The sequence below is a fragment of the Phocaeicola paurosaccharolyticus JCM 15092 genome (genome assembly GCF_000613805.1).
Taxonomy (GTDB): Bacteria; Bacteroidota; Bacteroidia; order Bacteroidales; family Bacteroidaceae; genus Phocaeicola; species Phocaeicola paurosaccharolyticus.
In genome coordinates this window covers 23,641-44,079 of record NZ_BAJR01000028.1, presented here as the reverse complement: position 1 = coordinate 44,079, position 20,439 = coordinate 23,641, and the positions used below count along the sequence as shown (strand labels likewise).

Sequence of the window (20,439 nt, the reverse complement as noted above, 5' to 3'; positions counted from 1 at the left end):
CTTTCGAATATTTTTTTCTTTAAATATAACCTAGTCCTTAGTTGCACCTCCGTTTTCTATAAACTCACCTGGTTTAACTCCAAACTGCTTTTGGAAACATTTAGAAAAATATGATGGGTTGTTAAAGCCAACCATATAGCAGATTTCGTTTATACGATATTTATTCTCCAATAATAACATTGCTGCTTTCTTAAGTCTGACTAGCTGGATCAATTCATTTGGAGTGACATTTGCTAATGACTTAATCTTAGCAAATAGTCCTGAACGACTTATACACAACTTTTCTGTGAGGAAGTCTACAGTTAGGTCAGGATTTGAGAAATTCTGTTCAATTAGTTCATTCATTCTTTTGAGGAATTGATCATCTAAACTATTGGCAGCTATTGAACTTATTGGCATCAATGGCATCTTAGAAAATTTCTGGCGCAGCAGAGCTCTAATATCTATTATATTTTTAATACAAGCTTCAAGATACTGAATTGAAAATGGTTTTTCAATATATGCATCAGCGCCGCAATCCATTCCTTCAATTTTAGAATTAATATCAGTTTTTGCCGTAAGCAAAATAAATGCGATATGGCTTGTTGAATTATTTGAGCGCACAGCTTTACATAACTCTATTCCATTAATTTTAGGCATCATTAAATCACTTATAATAAATGAGATATCATTTTTCTTAAGTATTTTCAAAGCCTCTTCCCCATCTTCTGCAGTTATTGTGTTATACTTATCACAGAAGTTCACAGACAAAAATTTAAGCATATCCTTGTTGTCATCGACAATCAATATTGTCTGCTTCTCTTTATTATCATCTTCTATTTCTGCATCAGCAATTATATCCTCAGGCACCAATGACAAATCCTCTATAGAGTCCTCTTCAAACATATTTTGACCGTTTCCTATAGGCAAAGTAACGATAAATGAAGACCCTCCCCCTGTTGTAGAATCAATTTCTATTGATCCATTATGAGCATCCACGATATTCTTTACAATACTTAAACCTATACCCGTACCAGGTTTATTATTGGAAGACTGATAAAAAGGCTTGAATATTTTCTTCTTCTCTTCATCAGATATACCACATCCATTATCTTTTACACAAATCGAGAACTCGTTCTTTTCCTCATTTAACGTACAAGAAAGAACGATTATGTCTTTTGTATATTTTCTTGCATTAGTAAGAAGATTACTAATAAGTTTAGTAGCAGCTTCTTTATCAATTAGTGCAGAAAAATCATTTTCTGACAATTCAACTACAAATTTAATACCTTGTTGCTCAATAGTGGGTCTAAACCGATCACTTACAGCAAGAATCAAACTATTGACATTACACAAAGAGTATTTTAATTTTAACCCACCTTGTTCTGCTTTCCTGAAATCAAGAAGTTGATTAACCAAAAAGAGTAATCTCTGACTATTTCTATCAATAATATCCAAATCATCACATATGAATTTCGGCAGTGATGAATTCATCTTTTGTATTTTTTCAAGTGGGGCTATTATCAATGACACAGGTGTACGAATTTCATGAGCAATCATAGTAAAAAACTGAATCTTTGCTTCATGTAGTTCTTTCTCTTTATTTTCATTTATAATGTTTATCTCCCTACTGTGTCTCTTTTCAGAACGTTTTACAAAAAATTTAATCAAGAAAAATAAAGCAATAATAAATAAGAGTACATAAATGATTTTAAAGCTAGTAGACCAATAAAATGGTGGGTGAATAACTATACGAATAGCGGCACCATCTTTATTCCATAATCCATCATTATTTGTAGCATTAACTCTAAAAACATATGTACCGGCAGGTAAATTAGTATAGGTTGCCTTATTTTGAGAACCAACATTATTCCATTCTTTATCAAAACCTTCAAGTTTATATGAATATTGATTCTTTCCAGGTATACAATAACTCAAAGATGCAAAATTCAAGCTTATAACATTATCCCTATACGAAAGATGTATCTCAGGTAGATAGTTAATATCTTTTGTTAAAATTGAAGAACCAATCGGAATATCCTTATTAAAAATTTCCAGGCCGGTTAATACGACTTTAGGCCTTATTCTATTAATATTAATCTGATATGGATAGAATGAATTAAATCCGTTAACAGAGCCTATATAGATTTTCCCATCAGAAGACTTAAATCCAGAGTTAGGCATAAACTGATCGCACTGCAATCCATCACTTTTTGTAAAGACTTGACAACCCTCACCAGGAGTATATCTCACAAGTCCTTTTGTTGTAGTGAGCCAAAAGACATTCTGATCTTCAATGATTGAACAAATATTATTGCTGGGAATACTTAATTTAATCTGTTGAAATGAGTCATTTTTAGGCAAATACTTATATAATCCATAATTTGTAGCAATATAAATTTCATTATCTTGATTTATATTTATACAATTAATCTGGTTCGTAGGTAAACTACCACTCTTGTTATTCGAAGATGTATAATTCTTCCATTGATTACGACGCGGATTATACTTATAAATACCTTTCCCTTGAGTAGCAAACCATAGATTGCCATCCTTATCCTGGTCTATATCTATAGTGAGGGCATCAAAGTTTTTCACTCTCTTAAAATTATCATTTTTCCTATCATACAGATTTATACCCGACATCGTTGCCACCCATATATTATCATGGTTGTCTTTAAATATAGCATACGAGCTTGTGCCGTCAAGAGTATTTGGGTTATTCTTAGTAGAAGAATATACTTTAAATGTTCCTTTTTCAATATTATATAGATTAACACCACCTGTATATGTTCCAATCCATAATTGGTCTCCATCAATACAAAGAGCATGTACATTATGATATGAAAGGCTATTCTTATTGTTTCTTTCCGGCATGAACTGAGTAAATATCTTTGTAATAGGGTTAAATCGATTTAATCCTCCATCATCTGACGCAATCCATATCTGTCCATTTTTATCCTCACAGAATTTGCTAATAACATTTCCTCCAATAGAATTTCTCTTTTTTGTAAAACTGTATGATTCAAAGATTGAATTTCTAGGTGGAATATAATTCATACCCCCATAGTATGTACCAATCCATACGCCCCCTTCACCATCTTTTACTATTGGATAGACAAAACGATTTGACAACGAATATATATTAGTATCATCTTCTTCATAAAGAACAAATTTCTTTGTTGATGTATTAAAGAGCAACAATCCATCATCAGATCCAATTAATAATTGATGCGGAGCATATTCCATTATAGAGTGTATATGCATTGTACCCTTGACATCCGAAGGATGTAGATATGTCTCAATTTTACCGGTATATATATCCAATTTCTGAATTCCACACTCCCAACTTCCTAGCCAATGGTTCTTCTCAGAGTCTTCAAAAAGGACCAATGAGCGTGAATTAATACCCGGACGATCATACACAATATTTACAACCTCAAATGTGTCTGTTGATTTATTCAACTTATATAGGCCATATTCACCCCAACTGGTAACCGCAAAAACTTGATTTTCACTATTGACAGTAACACTAGCTATCAAACCGGAGGAATTAACGAAAGGGTATTGCTTTAGCTTTTTTGTTTTAATATTATACTTAAATATGCCTTGCCCTGAAGTAGAAATCCAGACATTATTGTCACGGTCCGTTGTGATACTATTTACAGTTCCATTTATACCGACTCCCTTATTTGTCTTGGCATCTAAACTCTTAAAATTATTAGATATAGGATTATATATAAGGACTAATTCATCTGTTCCAATCCATATATCCCCATTGATTTCACATAATGAAGATATATACTTATTCGAAAGCGGAAGAGGATGGTTTTTTATATTTATACCATCATATCTATTCAAACCATCGCTAGTCCCAACCCAAATAAATCCATTTTTGTCCTGTAGAATTGCTCGTACAGAATTAGAAGAGAGGCCATCTTCAATAGTAAGGTGACGAAATTTAAGATCATTAGAATATCCTAATATTGAAAAGAAGAAGAGAAAGAAGATAGCAGAAAAAAGAGATCTCATAGTTATATGTTTATAATGTATCCGGTATACAAAGATTAATCTAAAATATAATTATTTCAAAGAAGTTCCATTAATTTTTATCTTGTATGGCCATTGTGCATCCTTACTAGTTGTTTCATTTCTCCAATGTTCAGTTGGAGCACCCATAACAACAAACCACAAGCTCTCAATGGTTTTATCCTTTGGGAATGTATAACTAGTAGTTCCTACTTTATTCTTACATATCTCCCCATAAAGGCTTTCATCTTTATCGGTTATCGCTACAAATCCATATCTCCATCCTGCTTTGTCAGGATTAACATCGCCCTTTTCACCAATAAAATCAATAGTAACTTTACTCCTATCTGAAGGAATAACTAATTCCATCGCATTAAAACCATAGTTTTCAGGAATATTATTTGAGGATATTCGTAGCCAACCATCTTCTAAAGAATCAAATTTTGAAATAAGCCTCTTTGAATATGGTCTTGTCTCTTTAAATACTCTTTTAAAGTCCATATTTACTAAATGAGAACTTGCTTTGAACATTTCATCACAAAAATCTTCCTGTGAAAGATTGTATAACGTCTTATATGTCATTACAGGATCTTCATTCTTCTTCCCTTTAATAAATAAGTCAGGGATAACGCTTAATCCATTCTTTTGACTCCAATATTCAAGTATATATGGAGAGTGATATATATTATCCATATGAAGATAAGCCTTATTAGTAAGTTTTGAAAAAGCATCCCAATGGTACTTCTCATCTGTTATCCATTCCGGGTTAACCTGCCATAACATCCATTGTGAAGCCATTTCAAAGAAGCCACTACCTCCCAGGCCTCACCTTGTCTGTCACAAATTATCTGAGACTGAAAACTATGACCAAGTTCATGAGCAATACAATTTAGCTTTTCATCTTGTATTCTATTTGGAGAGACCCATAATGCACCTATTACTCCGTCATAATCACCACCATAAGCAGTACCTTCCAGAGAGTAGTTAATCATTACCATCATTCTATATTTATCTGCATTTGACTCCCCTCGGACAAATTTCATATCATTTCGGAATGCAGAATAAAATCTCTCTAATTTCTTTATCAGATTATTCAAATCAACCTTCATAGGTTTTCCTTCCAAATGTGGAGGATTATTCAAGTCATCTCCAAATCCTTTCTCCCAAAAGACAACGAAATTTTCAGAGGTGACCATACGATGATAACTCCATTTACTATCATTGCTATTAAAATCGTTTGATTTTAAATCTTTTGGTATGTAAATCTCCTTACCTTCAGGAATGATTATCTTAGCTTTAGAATTCTCACAATTACTTAATATTATAACTAGGAGAAAGAAAAGGAAATAGTTCTTCATAGTCAACAAAAATTTTAAGCAAAAAAAAGAGTATTTTTCTCAAATAGATGAGAAATACTCTAAACAGCTATAATTATAGTCTAAAACCGATGAAAAGAAAATATAATAAAACTACTATTCTCATTTAGACCATTAATGAAAATCAAATATTATCTAAACATATCTAAAGAAATACATAACCCTTAACCCCCTCAAAAAACCCAATAATATTACTTTTAATCACGTAATTGATATGATCTACGTGTTGATATGATATAGATAAAATATAATGGTCATAGTAAATCTTATTAAAGTTGGAGCAATAAAATATTATTTATCTACTCCAACTTTATATATAAATACCTACCTAACCAACAATAAATTTTAAGTTTAGAGTAGCAATATACTCCTTACCATTCTTTTTATAGACCATCTCAATAACTGCAGGATATGTTTCACCGGATTTTATTGCACCTGGCATAAAGCCAACTTCCATATCATAAATTGTACTTAGTTTTGCATAAAATCTAGCATTTTCACCCCACCCTTGAAGTTTACCTAAAGCATCACACCAAAAACCACCTAGAGTTCCACCACAATTGTCCTCATATGAATAAGTTCCATCAGGTTGTTTAAGGCGTATAATGATCTTATCCTCTGCAATTCCTTTAATAGGATGTTGCAATTTTTGTGCTATCTGTTCCGGTGTCAGACAGAAAGCATAACAAATAGCTGCATTATCATAATATGCTAAATTGTAGTGTGCGAAGTCATAAGATGAATCAACATTACCTCTTACGTTTATAGAGACTTGACAGTTCTTAGGGCTTGCATTAGGGTCAATATTAACATCAATAACTTCAACATAACTATTAACATCAGTTCCTGTTATTTCAAAACTATATGGCCATTGCTCATCATCTGATTCCTTATCATTCCAATACTGGCGGTTGTAGGTATCAGGAGCTGCCATTACAACAAAATATAAAGCCTTTGTTCCTGACGGTACAACATAATCAGCAGTGACACTCTTACCTTTGCTCATACTTGAATATACAGGTTTCCCATTAACCATGGCTACATAGCCACAACGGTAGTTTGCAGTATTATTAGCTTGGCTGTTATAGCTATCTGTCTTACTTACTACAGCTCCATCACCATCAACTTGTTCACCTTTATCTCCTTTTGCCAATTTGCTTCCTACACCTAAAGCTGCAAGCTTAGTTGAAACAGTAGTACCGTCAGCAGGGACTTTAAGCTTTATCACGTTGAATCCGGTAGTTCCGGGACAACTAGCATAACCTACCTGATATTTCTGATCACCAATCTTATATAGGTATGTTGTATAATCCCCTTTAACATTCTCAGGAACAGTTACACTTGTAGGAGATGCAAATTTTAGATCATAATTGACCATTCTTGCTGCATAACTATACAATTCAGAATAAAGCTGAGTTTGACTATTTGAGCAATATATTCGTCTGTATGTCTCAAGTGGATCTTCAGGATATACAGATTCTCTCCATATACGCCCATAAGCATCCACACCATGCTTTTCAACCCATACATGTTGTAACCAATAACTAGCATAGCGCATCCATTCATGATTAAAATGACGGTGACAATTTTTCTTCCATACGTCAACATGATATCCGAACATCTCTTGAGGATAATCAATCTGAGCTTGCCATTGAGCACATTGTTCCCAGAAAGCACAACCTCCTGCTCCATCCGGACCAAATCCATAGCGGAAACCATGATGAAGATCTGCTGTTGCTCCTTGCTTACCAATCTTATCAGCATATACCTGATATTGGAATGAATGACCAATTTCATGTGCAATTGTAGAACCTACAGGATGACAAGTTGATGGATTAACCCAAAGAGCACCAATTTTATCATCATAACCAGCACCTGTAGCAAGCCACTCATCTTGATAGATCAGATATATCTGCATTTTATAATTATCAAGCATAGATTTACCTTTTCCTAGCTCTGCCATTCCTAGTACTTCCACGTTTGTCTTGAAATATTGTTCAGCTTTCTTCAATAAATCATCAACATCTACATTCATACCTGCTGCTACATTTTCTGCAGAATTTGGGTCATCTCCAAATTCCGGTGACCAAAAGACAAAGAAATGATCACTCTGTTTCATGCGATGCCATGAATAATAGCTATCCTGGCGAAGCATATATTCAGGACCTTTTTCAAAATGAGGATTCCAGGTTCCCGGACAATTATATTTAGAATAATCCTTTATTTCCTCAGCTTTCAGATAGATAACCTTATAGTTCTGGGTGATAGTTATAGTTTTAGAACTACCTTTAACTGTAGTTATTGTAACTGTTGCTGAACGACTATTCTTTGTATTTTCATTTTCATCCATAGTAACAGTTATTTTCAGATTCTCACCTGCAACACCCTCTGTTGGAGAAATAGTTGCCCATGAGCAATTATTACCTGCAGAGTCAGCTATGGAAGCACTCCAATCCATATCACTCTTGAAGGTTATATCAAGAGTCTTAACATCAGCTTCTACAGTATAGTCAGCCTCAGCACCTGCTACAGAACCTTTATATCTAGGATCATAATCAGCTATGAATTTTGACATATCGAAATCCTCACATGAGATTGTAAGAAAAGATGTTCCTCCTGCAGCCATCATCATAGCTAACAGATAAAAATAGTGCCGTATATTGTTTTTCATATATTTAGTTTTAAGGAAGGTATTGCCTATAGAAATGAACTATAGACAATACCACTTTTTTATTCAAAAGTTACATTTAAAATGAACGACATTGATTTAAGTTTATCAGGTGTAGCCAGACCAAATTTAATCGGCATATTAGTTCCTGATGCTATACCAGGAGCACGTCCAATAGCCAAACATGCAGGGCTATCTTCTAACCATGGTTCTATAAAGAAAGCAAAACCTTCATCACCCCAATTACATATTCCGTTATTTGAATTACACCAATAGCCACCATTATTTGCAGTAGATTTTCCATCCCATACATATGAATTAGTATCTAGTTTCATCATATATATTTTAATAGTTCCATCAGATAAAGCAGTAACCAACTCAGCTGGTGTCTTACCAAATACATAATTTATATTATCAGCTACACTCTCTAGTGACAAAGAATAAGCATTATAGTCACCTGCAGGTATTGTTACATCTTGAATAACAAAACTCTTATCAAATACAGTCATAGCCATTACGAATCGAACTGCAGTATTATAGTTTGGTCCTTCTAAAGCAAAACCAATCTCCACAGAAACAGCTCCACCAGCATTTTCGTCAGGATAGAAGTTAAAGCATTTGTTATCCTTATCAAATTCTATGATTCCATATAGAGATTCATCTCCTGCTTCACAAACATTTCCATTCTTGTTTATGTACCAAGCATATTTCTTACCCTCTACATTTGGTTTTGTTTTATTCCAAACATTACGAGAAACATTTATAGGACATACAGCCACTTTTCCATTATCTATTGCTGTAATTAATTCGTCCACCGACATATTAAGCTGTTGCTTTACAATTTCTTCATATTGTTGAACATTGACTTTAGCAGGAACAGGGTCACCTGCTTTCTTATCAAAAGAACTTACTACTGTTCCATTTTCGTCAGTCTTAACAGGTGGATTTTCATCCGGACCATAAACATGCATACTTGTTGCATCAGAATAATCTTCACTGCATGCAGTTGCCATAAATAATAGGCCGCACATCATCAGTGTATATATTAGTTTATTTTTCATGATTCTGTCATTTAGATTTATTATAACCAGGATTCTGTTTTAATTTTGGATTTGCATCCAAGTTATCTTGTAAAATTGGGAATATATCCTTATGGCGATCATTTGGATCTGTATTAGCGCTCTTACCAAACCATGATTTACCATTAAACACATTACATCCATTAGTCATCTTAAAGCGAATTAAGTCTTGACGACGATGATGTTCGTAAACAAATTCCCATGCTAATTCATCAAGTAATCCACCAAGAATAATATCATCTCCACCCTCATGAGTTTCAATAATCTCAACATTAGTAATATTCTTGTCAGCGTCAAGTGTTCCTTGGGTCTCTCTCAATCCATAATCATATACACTTCCACCCTTCAACTGAGCTACAGTACGAACAGCCTTTTCCGGATTTTTCTTAAATGCTCTTCTACGAATCATAGTAACAATATCAGCAGCATCTTGCTCTGTTTCACCTTTATATCCTCCTAGACGAAGCAGACATTCAGCCTTGATTAGGTATGCATCTGTTAAACGGAAGAAAGGAACATTATCGTCACTAGTACCAATATTTCCCGGTTGAATTTCATACAACCATAATCTAGCACCCTGGTAGTCTCCTGCTCCCGGCTTCTCTATAGCCCACACTTCAGGAGTAAGGTTTACCTCTTTACCATCGGCATAGAGAATATTTCCTTGTTGGTCACGTTGAACGCCCCATTTCCAAGTGTCAGCTTTACGGCTGTCATCATCATCGTAACTATAGAAGAACTGAGGTATACATGCACTACCATTCCATGGATCAAAAGAGACTCCGAAAACATCCTTGCAGACAGCAGGGAACCATTTACAAAAATGGTTGGTACCATGACCTGCATACTTATTATTATACATCAACTCAAAGATGTTTTCTTTGCTACCTGCTACCGAGAATGGCTCTCTGTAATTTTCTGCCAAAGTATAAACGCCGCTATTTATCACTTCATTTACCTGCTCAATAGCTAACCCATAATATTGATTATTTGGACTCTCTGGCAACCAAGCATCATGATTTAAATACATCTTTGCCAACAACATACATGCACCATAATAATTGAGCTGTCCTTTCTCAACCACTTTGGTAAGTAATGGTTTTGATTCCTCTAGCTCTTTAACTATAAAATCATAAGTAAACTGAGGAGTTTCCTGTTCTGGCATATAGTCAGAAGGCACTTTTAAAGTAGTTGTAACAGGGATGTTACGATACAAATCGAACAATACATAGTAGAAGAGAGCACGGAATGTGCGCAACTCAGCTACAGCAACGTCATTACTGCTGATAACTTCGTCGTCAAGTAACTGGTTACAAGAGTTAATTCCTTGATAACATGAATACCATGGACGATATAGATGATTTATTGTAGGATGAAATTCATGCTTATGCAATGACACATATTGAGCACCCCAACCACCATAAGTACGATAAGGAGTCATTATCAAGTCACCACACTCCTGACTAATATCCATATATCCTTCCCAACCATCATACATATCACGTAAACGGTCGTAGATAACACCATATTGAGCTGCAATTTCTGTTTCTGTAAATTTATAACTTCCATCACCAGGGAGCTCGCTATACAATGTTTCGTCCAAATCTGTACAGCTTCCTAGTACTATTGAACTGACAAACAACATGCCTAAGGCAGTTTTCTTAAGTATAGTATTATATTTCATAATTATATTCTTTATTATATTAAAAAGTTACATTCAAACCCACTGTAAATGAACGCACTGTAGGGTACTTGTCACGGTCGTCAACTCCTGCATACCAGAAATTATTACTGCCTAACTCAGGATCTGTTCCTTTATATTTAGTAATTGTAAATAAGTTATCCACACTACCATAAAGACGAATGCTCTTCAGATAAGGGTTCTCCTTTAAATTATATGTGTAACCCAATGTCATGTTTGTAAGCTTCAAGTAATCTCCATCTTCAATATAGTAACTGGTTACAGCTTGTGACTGCTGAGCCGATAATGGACGGATACCACCTATAGCATCAGCTGCTGATTTAAGTTTATTGTATGCATGTGCATTGTTTTCATAAAAAACACGTTGTTGATTAATAATCTTAAATCCGAATTGTCCGGTGAACTGCATAACCAAGTCAAAATTCTTATAATTAAATGTATTATTCCAACCCATTGAAATTTTAGGAATACCATTACCCATACGTTGATACCAGTTATCACGGTCATTACGCATCTCTTGATAGAATTCTGCTGCTTGACCAGTTTCAGGATTTTCTATTAAGAAAAGACCTGTTTTTTCTGAAACACCTACAGCCTTAAGAGAGTATATCTCTCCAAAGCTCTTTCCAACTTCAACTTTATGTGTATACTGAGATACAGGATCGCCAACACCTGTCAACCAAATGATATTTTCTGTCTGATATAAGTCATTTGATAAGCTAACAAGCTTATTGGCATTATGCTGCATTGTCAATGTAGTATTCCACTCAAAATCCTTTGTCTTAATAGGAAGAGCACGTACCATAACCTCTATACCTGTATTACGCATTTTTCCAACATTCGCCAATGTAGATGTATATAAATTTGGAGGGCTTGGTACAGCATATTCATATAACATATCGGAAGTATTCTTAATATAGAAATCAATAGTACCTCCTAAGCGGTCATTTAATACTCCCCAATCCAAACCAACATTAAACTCTTTAGCTATTTCCCATTTCAAATCAGGATTAGCATTTGATACAGCCTTTAATCCTTTGCTCCATTTTCCATTACGATAATAATTACCGCCTGAATAAGTATATCTTACTATTGATTGATATGGAGATGAAGGAATAACACCTGTTACACCATAACCAGCACGAAGTTTTAAATTGTTCAACCACTTACCAGTAGGTTTCATGAACTCTTCATTCATTATATTCCATCCTAAAGAGACAGAAGGGAAAGCTCCCCACTTATTGTTATCACCAAATTTTGAAGAACCTTCATAGCGAATAGAAGCAAGAATATTATAACGGTTATCAAAGCCATAGCTAATACGAGCAAAAGTACCAACCAAAGAAGATTCAGACTTATAACTAGACATAGAAGCTTTTCCATCCTTTAAATAGGCTCCTGAATCCATATTATTATATCCAAAATAGTCAGTTGGGAAATTAGCATTCCACATTCCTGCTGATTCATAAGTACTTTCTGACCAGCTATAACCTACCATTCCCTCAAAACGATGTTTATCAGCAAATGTAGTATGGTATTTTGAAGTTAATTCAAGATAATCTGTACGATCATAATTGTCATTCAATGACGCCTCGCCTGTATAATTGTTTATTGCTGTTGTTGTATGATATTTGGTATTATAAGACCCCGATTTTCCAGTTGTTCTATGACTAGCAATCATAAGGTTAGTATCCCATCCTTTTATAGGAGTAAATGTAATATTTCCAGTCATACGGTTAGTCTGTGACTTAGCCTCACCGGTATTCTCTTTTTGAAGAGATATTGGATTATAATATTGCAAAAGAGAACGTTCTGCATATGATCCATCTTCATTCCATATAGGAGAAGTCGGATTACGTATAACAGCCTGTCGGTAGATATAAGCCGCATCGTTTATTTCATATTTGTAATTGTCAGTAACGATATTCAAGCTTACTTTCAACATATTGTTGAACATCCAATGACTAACATCAAATGACATGCTAAGATCCTCATTACCGGTTTTCTTCATTACACCTTGTGCATTACGATAAGAGACATTTCCATAATATGTTGTTGATGCCGATCCTCCTTGAATAGTAAAACTATGATTATGAGTAATGGCTGTACGGCTTACTGCATCGAGCCAATCTGTGTCATAGCCCTCATCATTATATTGAGTTTTTCCGGCACGGATATCTTCTGAGGTCATAAAATCAGCTTCCTTAGCCCAATTTGAGAAAGAAGCATATCCTGCATAGGTTGCAACAGCTTTTTGTTCACGTGCACCTGTTTTTGTTGTAATCAAAATAACGCCACCAGCACCACGGGTACCATAGATTGCAGCTGCCGAAGCATCTTTCAAAACATCTATTGAAGCAATGTTTTCTGGAGGTACAGTACCCATATCGCCAGGAACTCCATCAATGAGAACAAGCGGAGAAGCATTTCCCGAAACTGAAACGATACCACGGAGACTGATTTCGGTTCCCGCTCCAGGGTCACCTGAAGGTTTGGTAATTGTTAGACCGGCAACTTTACCTTTCAACAACTCACCTGCATTATTATAGTTACCGGCTAAAAAGTCTTCACTTTTTACACTTGAAATAGCACTTGTAACATCTCCTTTTCTCTGAGTACCATAACCTATTACAACAACTTCATCAATCAATTCTGAATCATCGGACATAGTAATGTCTTTAGCATTTGCTGCAATAACCTCTTGCGATTTGTAGCCAATAAAAGAGACTGTTAAAATAGATTTTGAGCTATTTACTTTCAAAGTAAAATTACCGTCAATATCAGTAATTGTACCATTAGTGGTCCCCTTTTCCATAATGTTGGCACCAATAATAGCCTCACCTGATTTGTCTTTAACTTTTCCTTTAACTATCACAGCTTTCTGCTGGACTGTCTCAGTACTAAATTCCCCTGGCGCTTCTGAAACTGCAAATGCAGGCTAATGCCTAAATTTCCAGTTATAAAAAGACAGGTTGTAGCCTTTAGCAATGTTTTACCAAACAATGCTCGTCTTAAGTGTGATTTCATAATTTGTTTTTTTATAAAGGTTTTTAATTAGAACTTTTCATTATTTCATGGCTAATCTAAGCCTATCTATTGCACTCTGAATCATATCATGAGTACCACTTCCATCTGCAACATATTTGATGACCATCTCAGAATACTGTATAGCTGTTTTTAATTCACTACTGGTAGATTCTGTTACATTTCCTGCCCTTCTTAACATGCCTGCTAATGGACGGATATCTTCCATTTCAGGTAAATTCCCTGGACGCATTGTATTTATTGCTGAGTTTAGATTTGATAATAGAGTATTAATCTCAACTTGAGAATAGTTCTTATCAACATTACTGCATCCTCTCTCAGCCTCATATAATGCATATGCCATCCTATCAAATCCATGTTTTGCCCATGGTGCGTATTCAGGTACCTTAGCCTCTAATGCGTTCCATTTTTCCTGAGCGACTTTGCGCTCTGCAGCAACTTTAATCAGTTGACTTAATTCATTTTTATCTACACTGTTTGCTAATACTAATGCATCTATACTCTTCTTTAATAGGAAAGACTGACGATCTAAATCTTTCTGACTATTACTCTTGCTTAATAAATTCTGAGAGGTCACAATAACAGAGTGTAGCTCTTGGTAGCTATTCTGTGTATATAATTTAGCATCATAAGTCTGCGCCTCATCTATTTTACATCTTAAGTCGTCACTATTGAGTTTATTTGATTTCAATCCTTCAACAGCCATATTTATATTATCTATAGCTGATGAAATATCAGTAACTGTAACTGAAGAGTCCTTAACTAGTTTTTCTGCTTTTCTCTTCTCTATCTTCAGATTCTGAAAACTCTTCTTGGTATAATTCTTATCAGAGAAAGCGCTTAGCTCATTTATCTTTTCAGATAGAGCCCTCTTCAGTTCAAAAGTAGGGTCACTTACGTTGTTGATTCTAAAATAATGAGTTGAGTGATCATGTCTATAATAGTCTGGTTGGAAGAGATGGCCACCTTGGAATAAGGTATATAAGCTCCCTTCAGTACCTTCTGCAGCACTTGGTTTACCTACTGTTACTGTAGCTAGATTTGAATCTATATTAAGAGTAGCCTCTTTCCAATTTGTTACATCGGTAGCAGTCATAGCCAAAGGGCCATACATCAAAGTACCAAGCCAAGCACTTTCCGGTTCTGCTCCATCCTTATGCGCAATCTCTGCCGGCAGCTTATCTGCTCCATAATCTATGTGCTTAGTAAATGGCATCACAACTTCTACAATGTCTCCTTTCTTCCAATATTTATTTGGTAGCACTGCATATGAGCAAGGTTGGTATTTTTCTCCAGTAGATTTACCATTTACTTTCACCTCAAATCCTTCAGTTGCCCAATATGGCACACGTAGTTTCATTGTAAATTCACCACTACCTTCTACAATTGTTATTTTTGAACTCTCTGCAGGCCATAAACAATCTTGCTGGATTTTTATCCCTTTTTCCTTCCAATTCAGAGAAGTAGGCATATAGAGTGCTACCCATAAAGAATTATCAGAAACAAAATATGTGGCTTCTTGATATTTTACGTGGTTTTCAGAACCGGTGCCTCCGCAACAAGTAGATTGAGGATTCTCATTACCCCATGGTTTAGATGCATTTAGTCCTACTGCATACTGATATGTTGTCTGATAATGTTTAGGATTTAAGGAACCAACAATCTGGTTATATAATGTACGTTCATAGTAATCCATATAGCGTGCATCATCCGGATTAAAGCAGTTCAACTCCTTAGTAAGTTTTAGTAGATTATAAGCACAGCAAGTCTCGTTAATATATGGGTTAGAATTACTTTCTCCTTCAGAGACTCCATTCATCACCATACTCAACATTTGAGTATATGGTTGTCTGAACATCTCACCATTACCAACTCCACCGGTAGCATAACGATATCTTCCCTGAATAAGATTCCAAAAGTTTTCAGATAGATTATAGTAAGAAGGATCATTATTAGTTATATAACTTCTCAGAGCAGCAACAATCATAGGTATATGCTGATTTGCATGACGAGTACGTATATCATCTATGTTCTTAGATAAAGGATTGAAGAAAGCCGGACTATCAAAATAGTTTGAAGCTTCTATAAGACGTGATTTCTCTTCTGAGTCAGAGACCATCTCGGATAATCTTGCTAACGACTCACCAATACCACCAACTTCTCCGGCTATGTACATATTCCACATCTCATATCTGTTACCAGGACGTGATCTTCTCTCTTCCTGAGTACCTTCTTTATTGACATATGTTCTATAATGCATTCTATTCCAAACCCATAATCCCATATCTTTTGCAATAAGAAGAGCTTTTGATGCGATATCCTTATCATCTATGTATGTAGCAATATCAATAAGTCCAGCTAACTGTTTATGAATTGAATAATATGGTGCCCAAACCCAATCTGAATTATTATAGGCACGATACATCTCTATTAGAGCCGGGTGATGAGCCGGGATTGCGTTCAAGTAACCATAACCATATTTTTTCCACTCTTTCTTATGGTTATCAAAAGCCTCCCAAGTACCTTTCATCTCTTTCAATTCTTCTTCAGGAGCAAAATCTCTCGCCTCATAATATCTATTTAATTCTTTACTCCATACAAATGTCCTCTCTTGACATTCACGCAATTCATTGACCATGCGAGCAATATTTTTGCGTAAAGCATCTTTTTGAGCAGGTATAGTGGCAGAAGCATAGGCTAAAGCCAAGGCAGACATATAGTGCCCCGATCCATGCCCTTTTAATTTTATATCAGGTGAATCCCAGCCATCAGCACGTTTATACCCTTCTGTACTTAACCCATAAGTGTCACGATAATTATATAATTGTTGTGTAACATCCCAACTTATTATCTCATTAATAGCTAAATCTCTATTGGAAGTCAAACGATTATCACCATTTATATGTACATAAGTCAAAGGGACAGATTTTGCTTTAACAACATTAGAAAGTGAATTATAACCTTTTCCAACAACTTCAATATCTGCACTGATAGGATAACCATTATCTGTACTATTATCACCTATGACATATCCTTTTATGACATATTTACTTCCAATAGGATATTGGGAAGGATCAGCCTGTCGCTTTTCTGTATCAAGATTATAATTCATCCATTTTGTCTGTCGATATTCAGATTTTCCATCGGAATAGGTTACCCATACTTGATAAGGCAATCTCGGGACTGTTCCTAATGGAGTTTTTACAGATATGGGATTGACATAACTAATTACTCTTGTACCATTATCGACAATTGAGGTAGATTTGTTTACTATTTCAATTCTACCTGAAGCAGATAGGTTACTAGAAAAAGATAAATACAGACATGCTGCTAACAAAGAGAAAAATTTACTCATTTCAACATTTTTATATTATGCTCAAACGTGTCATTTATCAAGACACTTTTTTTTATAGATTAATTTGTTGGAATCTGAAATTCAATAGATTTATATAAAGTCAAATAACAACATTGCAAATAAACCCCATCTTTAAAAGAAAGGATAGCAAAAAAATATATTTGACTAAAAGAATAGTATAGGCAAGCAATAGAAAAATAAAAATCAAATTATCGATGAAAAGAAGAATTATATAATCTTTTTAGACTTTCTTTTTATCCCCTAGGACTATCGTTGCATAAAAAAATGAGTATTAGGAATTTTAAAGCATTAGTTAAATTGCAAAACGATTGTTATTTGCTATAAAACCACAGTTTGTACTAATTCTTATAATTTTATCAATGCAAACAGATTTGGACTATTTTATCATTACTATATACTATTACTCCACTTTTTGCAGATAGTTTTCTTTTTCTTTGCAATGTCAAAACTTTATTGAAATATGAAAAAACACTATCTTCTCTCTTTGTTATTTTTTGTTCTGTTATTGTTTGTTACTAACAACATCGATGCAAAAAGGTATATTATTTCATCTCCAGATAAAAGAATCAATGTAGCGATTAATGATGGATCTTCATTCTCTTATTGTATTAAATATGGGAAAGAGATTTTATTGAATCCATCCATAATAAGTCTTTGTTTCGAAAACGAAACTGAGAATCATGTAAAAATCAATAAAATAAGAAAGAAAAGGATATCTGAGAGTACAGAAGCTGTTTTATATCGCTTCAAAACAATTAAATCAGAGTGTAATGAGATAGATTTTACACTTAACAATAAAAAAGGAATAGTATTCAGAGTATATAATGATGGTGTAGCATATAGATTATATACAACTCGCAATGATCAATATATTGTTAAAGATGAGATAGCACAATTTAATTTCCATTCAGATTATATTGCTTGGCTCCCCTACTCTACAAACAGTAAAAATGAGTATGCAATGGCTTTCCAAAATGTTTATCACAATACGCCATTATCAAAGGCTGAATCCAAACTTGCATTCCTTCCTGTAACAGTTGATTGTGGGAAAGGTATTAAAATGACCATTCTTGAATCTGATTTGGAAAGCTATCCAGGTATGTTCGTAAAAGCCGATACCAACTCATTAAGTCTAAATGGAGTTTTCGCCAAGTATCCATCGAAAACAGATTTCTACCCATGGAGACATCAGGAATATGTGACAAATACTCATAACTATATTGCACAATCAAAAGGTCCAAGGCTCTTCCCTTGGAGGATCTTAGCAATCACTACAGATGACAAACAAATGCCTGTCAACAACCTAGTATATTCTTTAGCACCACCCAATCGCATTGGTGATACATCATGGATAAAAGCAGGAAAAGTAGCCTGGGATTGGTGGAATGACTGGAATTTGAAAGGTGTTGATTTTAAAGCCGGCATAAATATGGAGACATATAAATTCTATATTGATTTTGCCTCAAAGAACGGAATTGAATATGTTGTTTTGGATGAAGGTTGGTATAATCCTAAAAGTGGAGATATGCTCAAAGTTATCCCTGAATTAGATTTAGAAGAGCTTATTAGATATGGCAAAGATAGAGGCGTAGGGATTGTCTTATGGACAGTATTTAATGTTCTTGATTCACAACTTGAAGAAGCCTGCATAAAGTATTCCCAAATGGGGATAAAGGGATTTAAGGTCGACTTCCTTGACAGAGATGACCAACAGGCTGTTGAAATGGTATATCGTATTGCAGAAGCTACAGCTAAGCATAAGTTATTCCTTGATTTGCATGGAATTTACAAACCAACAGGACTGAATAGAACTTATCCTAACATAATTAACTTCGAAAGTCTATTCGGTATGGAAGAGGTTAAATGGACAGACATTAAAAATAATATGCCTCTTTATGACGTTACATTCCCATTCATCCGTATGATGGCAGGTCCTGTAGATTATACTCCAGGAGCTATGCGCAATGCAACAATTAATGATTGGAAAGCTATATACTATAACCCGATGAGCATGGGAACCAGATGTCATCAACTGGCATCTTATATCATTCATGACTCTCCATTTACAATGCTATGTGATGCTCCAACAAACTATATTAAAGAGCAGGAGTGTGTAGACTTTATAACATCTATAACTAATGAAGTCGATTCTACTAAAATACTCAGCGGTGAATTAGGCAAGTACATAGTAACAGCTCGAAAAAAGGATATTAACTGGTATGTAGCAGGAGTTACAAATTGGGATAAACGTGATGTGACTATTGACTTCTCTTTCCTTGAAAATGGTAGTAATTATAATGTTACTCTCTTCAAAGATGGAATCAATTCGTCAAAACAAGCAGAGGATTATGCAGTAGATAAGTTTAGTGTCACTTCAAAAAGTAAAAAGATTATTGAACTTGCTTCGGGAGGTGGATTTGCAATGAAAATAGAGTATGCTCCTAAGGTCGGAGAGGTAACGGAAATACCTTCAGGGAAAAACATTGATAAATTCTATAAAAAGTATATCGACTCGGAAGGTCTTTATGTTACATCGTCTGCATCTGTTGATGATAAAGCATTGACAAAAGCATGCGAGATTATCTCTTTGATGCTGGCTAAGCGCCATGATATAAAGCAAGCTATGATAAATAAAAGATGCCACGCAATGATTATCGGCCGTAATGAAGAGACTTGTGATATTCCTGAATTTGCTCATATTTGCAATAGTCCTGAAAACATTAAATACTGGAACAAAAGAGCACGTGGATTTGGAGGTGCACCAGAGGATGCTAAGTCCGCAAGCTGTGGGGAAGAAAATATATTGGCACTACAGGATGATAAATATGTAGGAGAAAATATTTTCATACATGAGCTTGCTCATCTTATTCATATGGAAGGAATATGTAAAATAGAACCGGACTTCAATAACCGATTGGAGAACCTATGGAAATCAGCACAAGAAAAAGGTCTATGGAAGAATACTTATGCAATATCAAATAAAGAGGAGTACTTTGCAGAAGGAGTGCAATCCTTCTTTAACTGTAATAGGGTAGCTATACCAACAAACGGCATACACAATTGGGTTAATCGCCGTTCTAAATTATACTCTTACGACCCGGATTTATATAAGTTGCTCAAAGAGTACTTTTATGAAATTGAGATACCCCTTTATAATAAGATAGAGAGATAAAGCCTACTAAATT

The 20,439-nt window shown here is 34.7% G+C and carries 6 protein-coding genes and 2 pseudogenes; 1 reads left to right on the top strand and 7 read right to left on the bottom strand.

The features are described from left to right. Window positions 1-30: 30 nt before the first annotated feature. The 7 genes and pseudogenes from JCM15092_RS11125 to JCM15092_RS11095 all read right to left on the bottom strand — a co-directional run bounded on the left by JCM15092_RS11125 (window position 31) and on the right by JCM15092_RS11095 (window position 17,233). Window positions 31-4,011, bottom strand: coding sequence for a hybrid sensor histidine kinase/response regulator transcription factor (locus tag JCM15092_RS11125; RefSeq protein ID WP_024994731.1), 3,981 nt, complete (start codon window positions 4,009-4,011; stop codon window positions 31-33). A 51-nt stretch (window positions 4,012-4,062) separates the two neighbouring features. After that, window positions 4,063-5,366 (bottom strand): annotated as a pseudogene (locus JCM15092_RS15870) (DUF6055 domain-containing protein). A gap of 346 nt (window positions 5,367-5,712) precedes the next feature. Next, complete coding sequence (locus JCM15092_RS11115; protein ID WP_148296652.1) at window positions 5,713-8,055, bottom strand: DUF6055 domain-containing protein; 2,343 nt, start codon at window positions 8,053-8,055, stop codon at window positions 5,713-5,715. Window positions 8,056-8,114: 59 nt separating this feature from the next. Next, window positions 8,115-9,113 (bottom strand): DUF4859 domain-containing protein, encoded by a 999-nt coding sequence (locus tag JCM15092_RS11110; RefSeq protein ID WP_024994729.1) that lies wholly within the window; start codon window positions 9,111-9,113, stop codon window positions 8,115-8,117. Window positions 9,114-9,120: 7 nt separating this feature from the next. Then, the gene (locus JCM15092_RS11105) at window positions 9,121-10,815 is read right to left on the bottom strand and encodes a RagB/SusD family nutrient uptake outer membrane protein (RefSeq protein ID WP_024994728.1); all 1,695 of its coding nucleotides are present in this window, start codon (window positions 10,813-10,815) and stop codon (window positions 9,121-9,123) included. 19 nt (window positions 10,816-10,834) lie between these two features. After that, window positions 10,835-13,860 (bottom strand): annotated as a pseudogene (locus tag JCM15092_RS15865) (SusC/RagA family TonB-linked outer membrane protein). 40 nt (window positions 13,861-13,900) lie between these two features. Then, complete coding sequence (locus tag JCM15092_RS11095; protein ID WP_024994727.1) at window positions 13,901-17,233, bottom strand: beta-L-arabinofuranosidase domain-containing protein; 3,333 nt, start codon at window positions 17,231-17,233, stop codon at window positions 13,901-13,903. 481 nt (window positions 17,234-17,714) lie between these two features. On the opposite strand from JCM15092_RS11095, the gene JCM15092_RS11090 reads away from it, so the two are divergent. Then, window positions 17,715-20,426, top strand: a complete 2,712-nt coding sequence (locus JCM15092_RS11090) for a retaining alpha-galactosidase (protein WP_024994726.1) — start codon at window positions 17,715-17,717, stop codon at window positions 20,424-20,426. The last annotated feature ends 13 nt before the right edge of the window (window positions 20,427-20,439 follow it).

What these genes read in the sequence shown, in the direction of transcription:
- JCM15092_RS11090 (WP_024994726.1), top strand. Translation starts at nt 17,715, where the DNA reads ATGAAAAAACACTATCTTCTCTCTTTGTTATTTTTTGTTCTGTTATTG.
- JCM15092_RS11110 (WP_024994729.1), bottom strand. Translation starts at nt 9,113, where the DNA reads ATGAAAAATAAACTAATATATACACTGATGATGTGCGGCCTATTATTT.
- JCM15092_RS11105 (WP_024994728.1), bottom strand. Translation starts at nt 10,815, where the DNA reads ATGAAATATAATACTATACTTAAGAAAACTGCCTTAGGCATGTTGTTT.
- JCM15092_RS11125 (WP_024994731.1), bottom strand. Translation starts at nt 4,011, where the DNA reads ATGAGATCTCTTTTTTCTGCTATCTTCTTTCTCTTCTTCTTTTCAATA.
- JCM15092_RS11115 (WP_148296652.1), bottom strand. Translation starts at nt 8,055, where the DNA reads ATGAAAAACAATATACGGCACTATTTTTATCTGTTAGCTATGATGATG.
- JCM15092_RS11095 (WP_024994727.1), bottom strand. Translation starts at nt 17,233, where the DNA reads ATGAGTAAATTTTTCTCTTTGTTAGCAGCATGTCTGTATTTATCTTTT.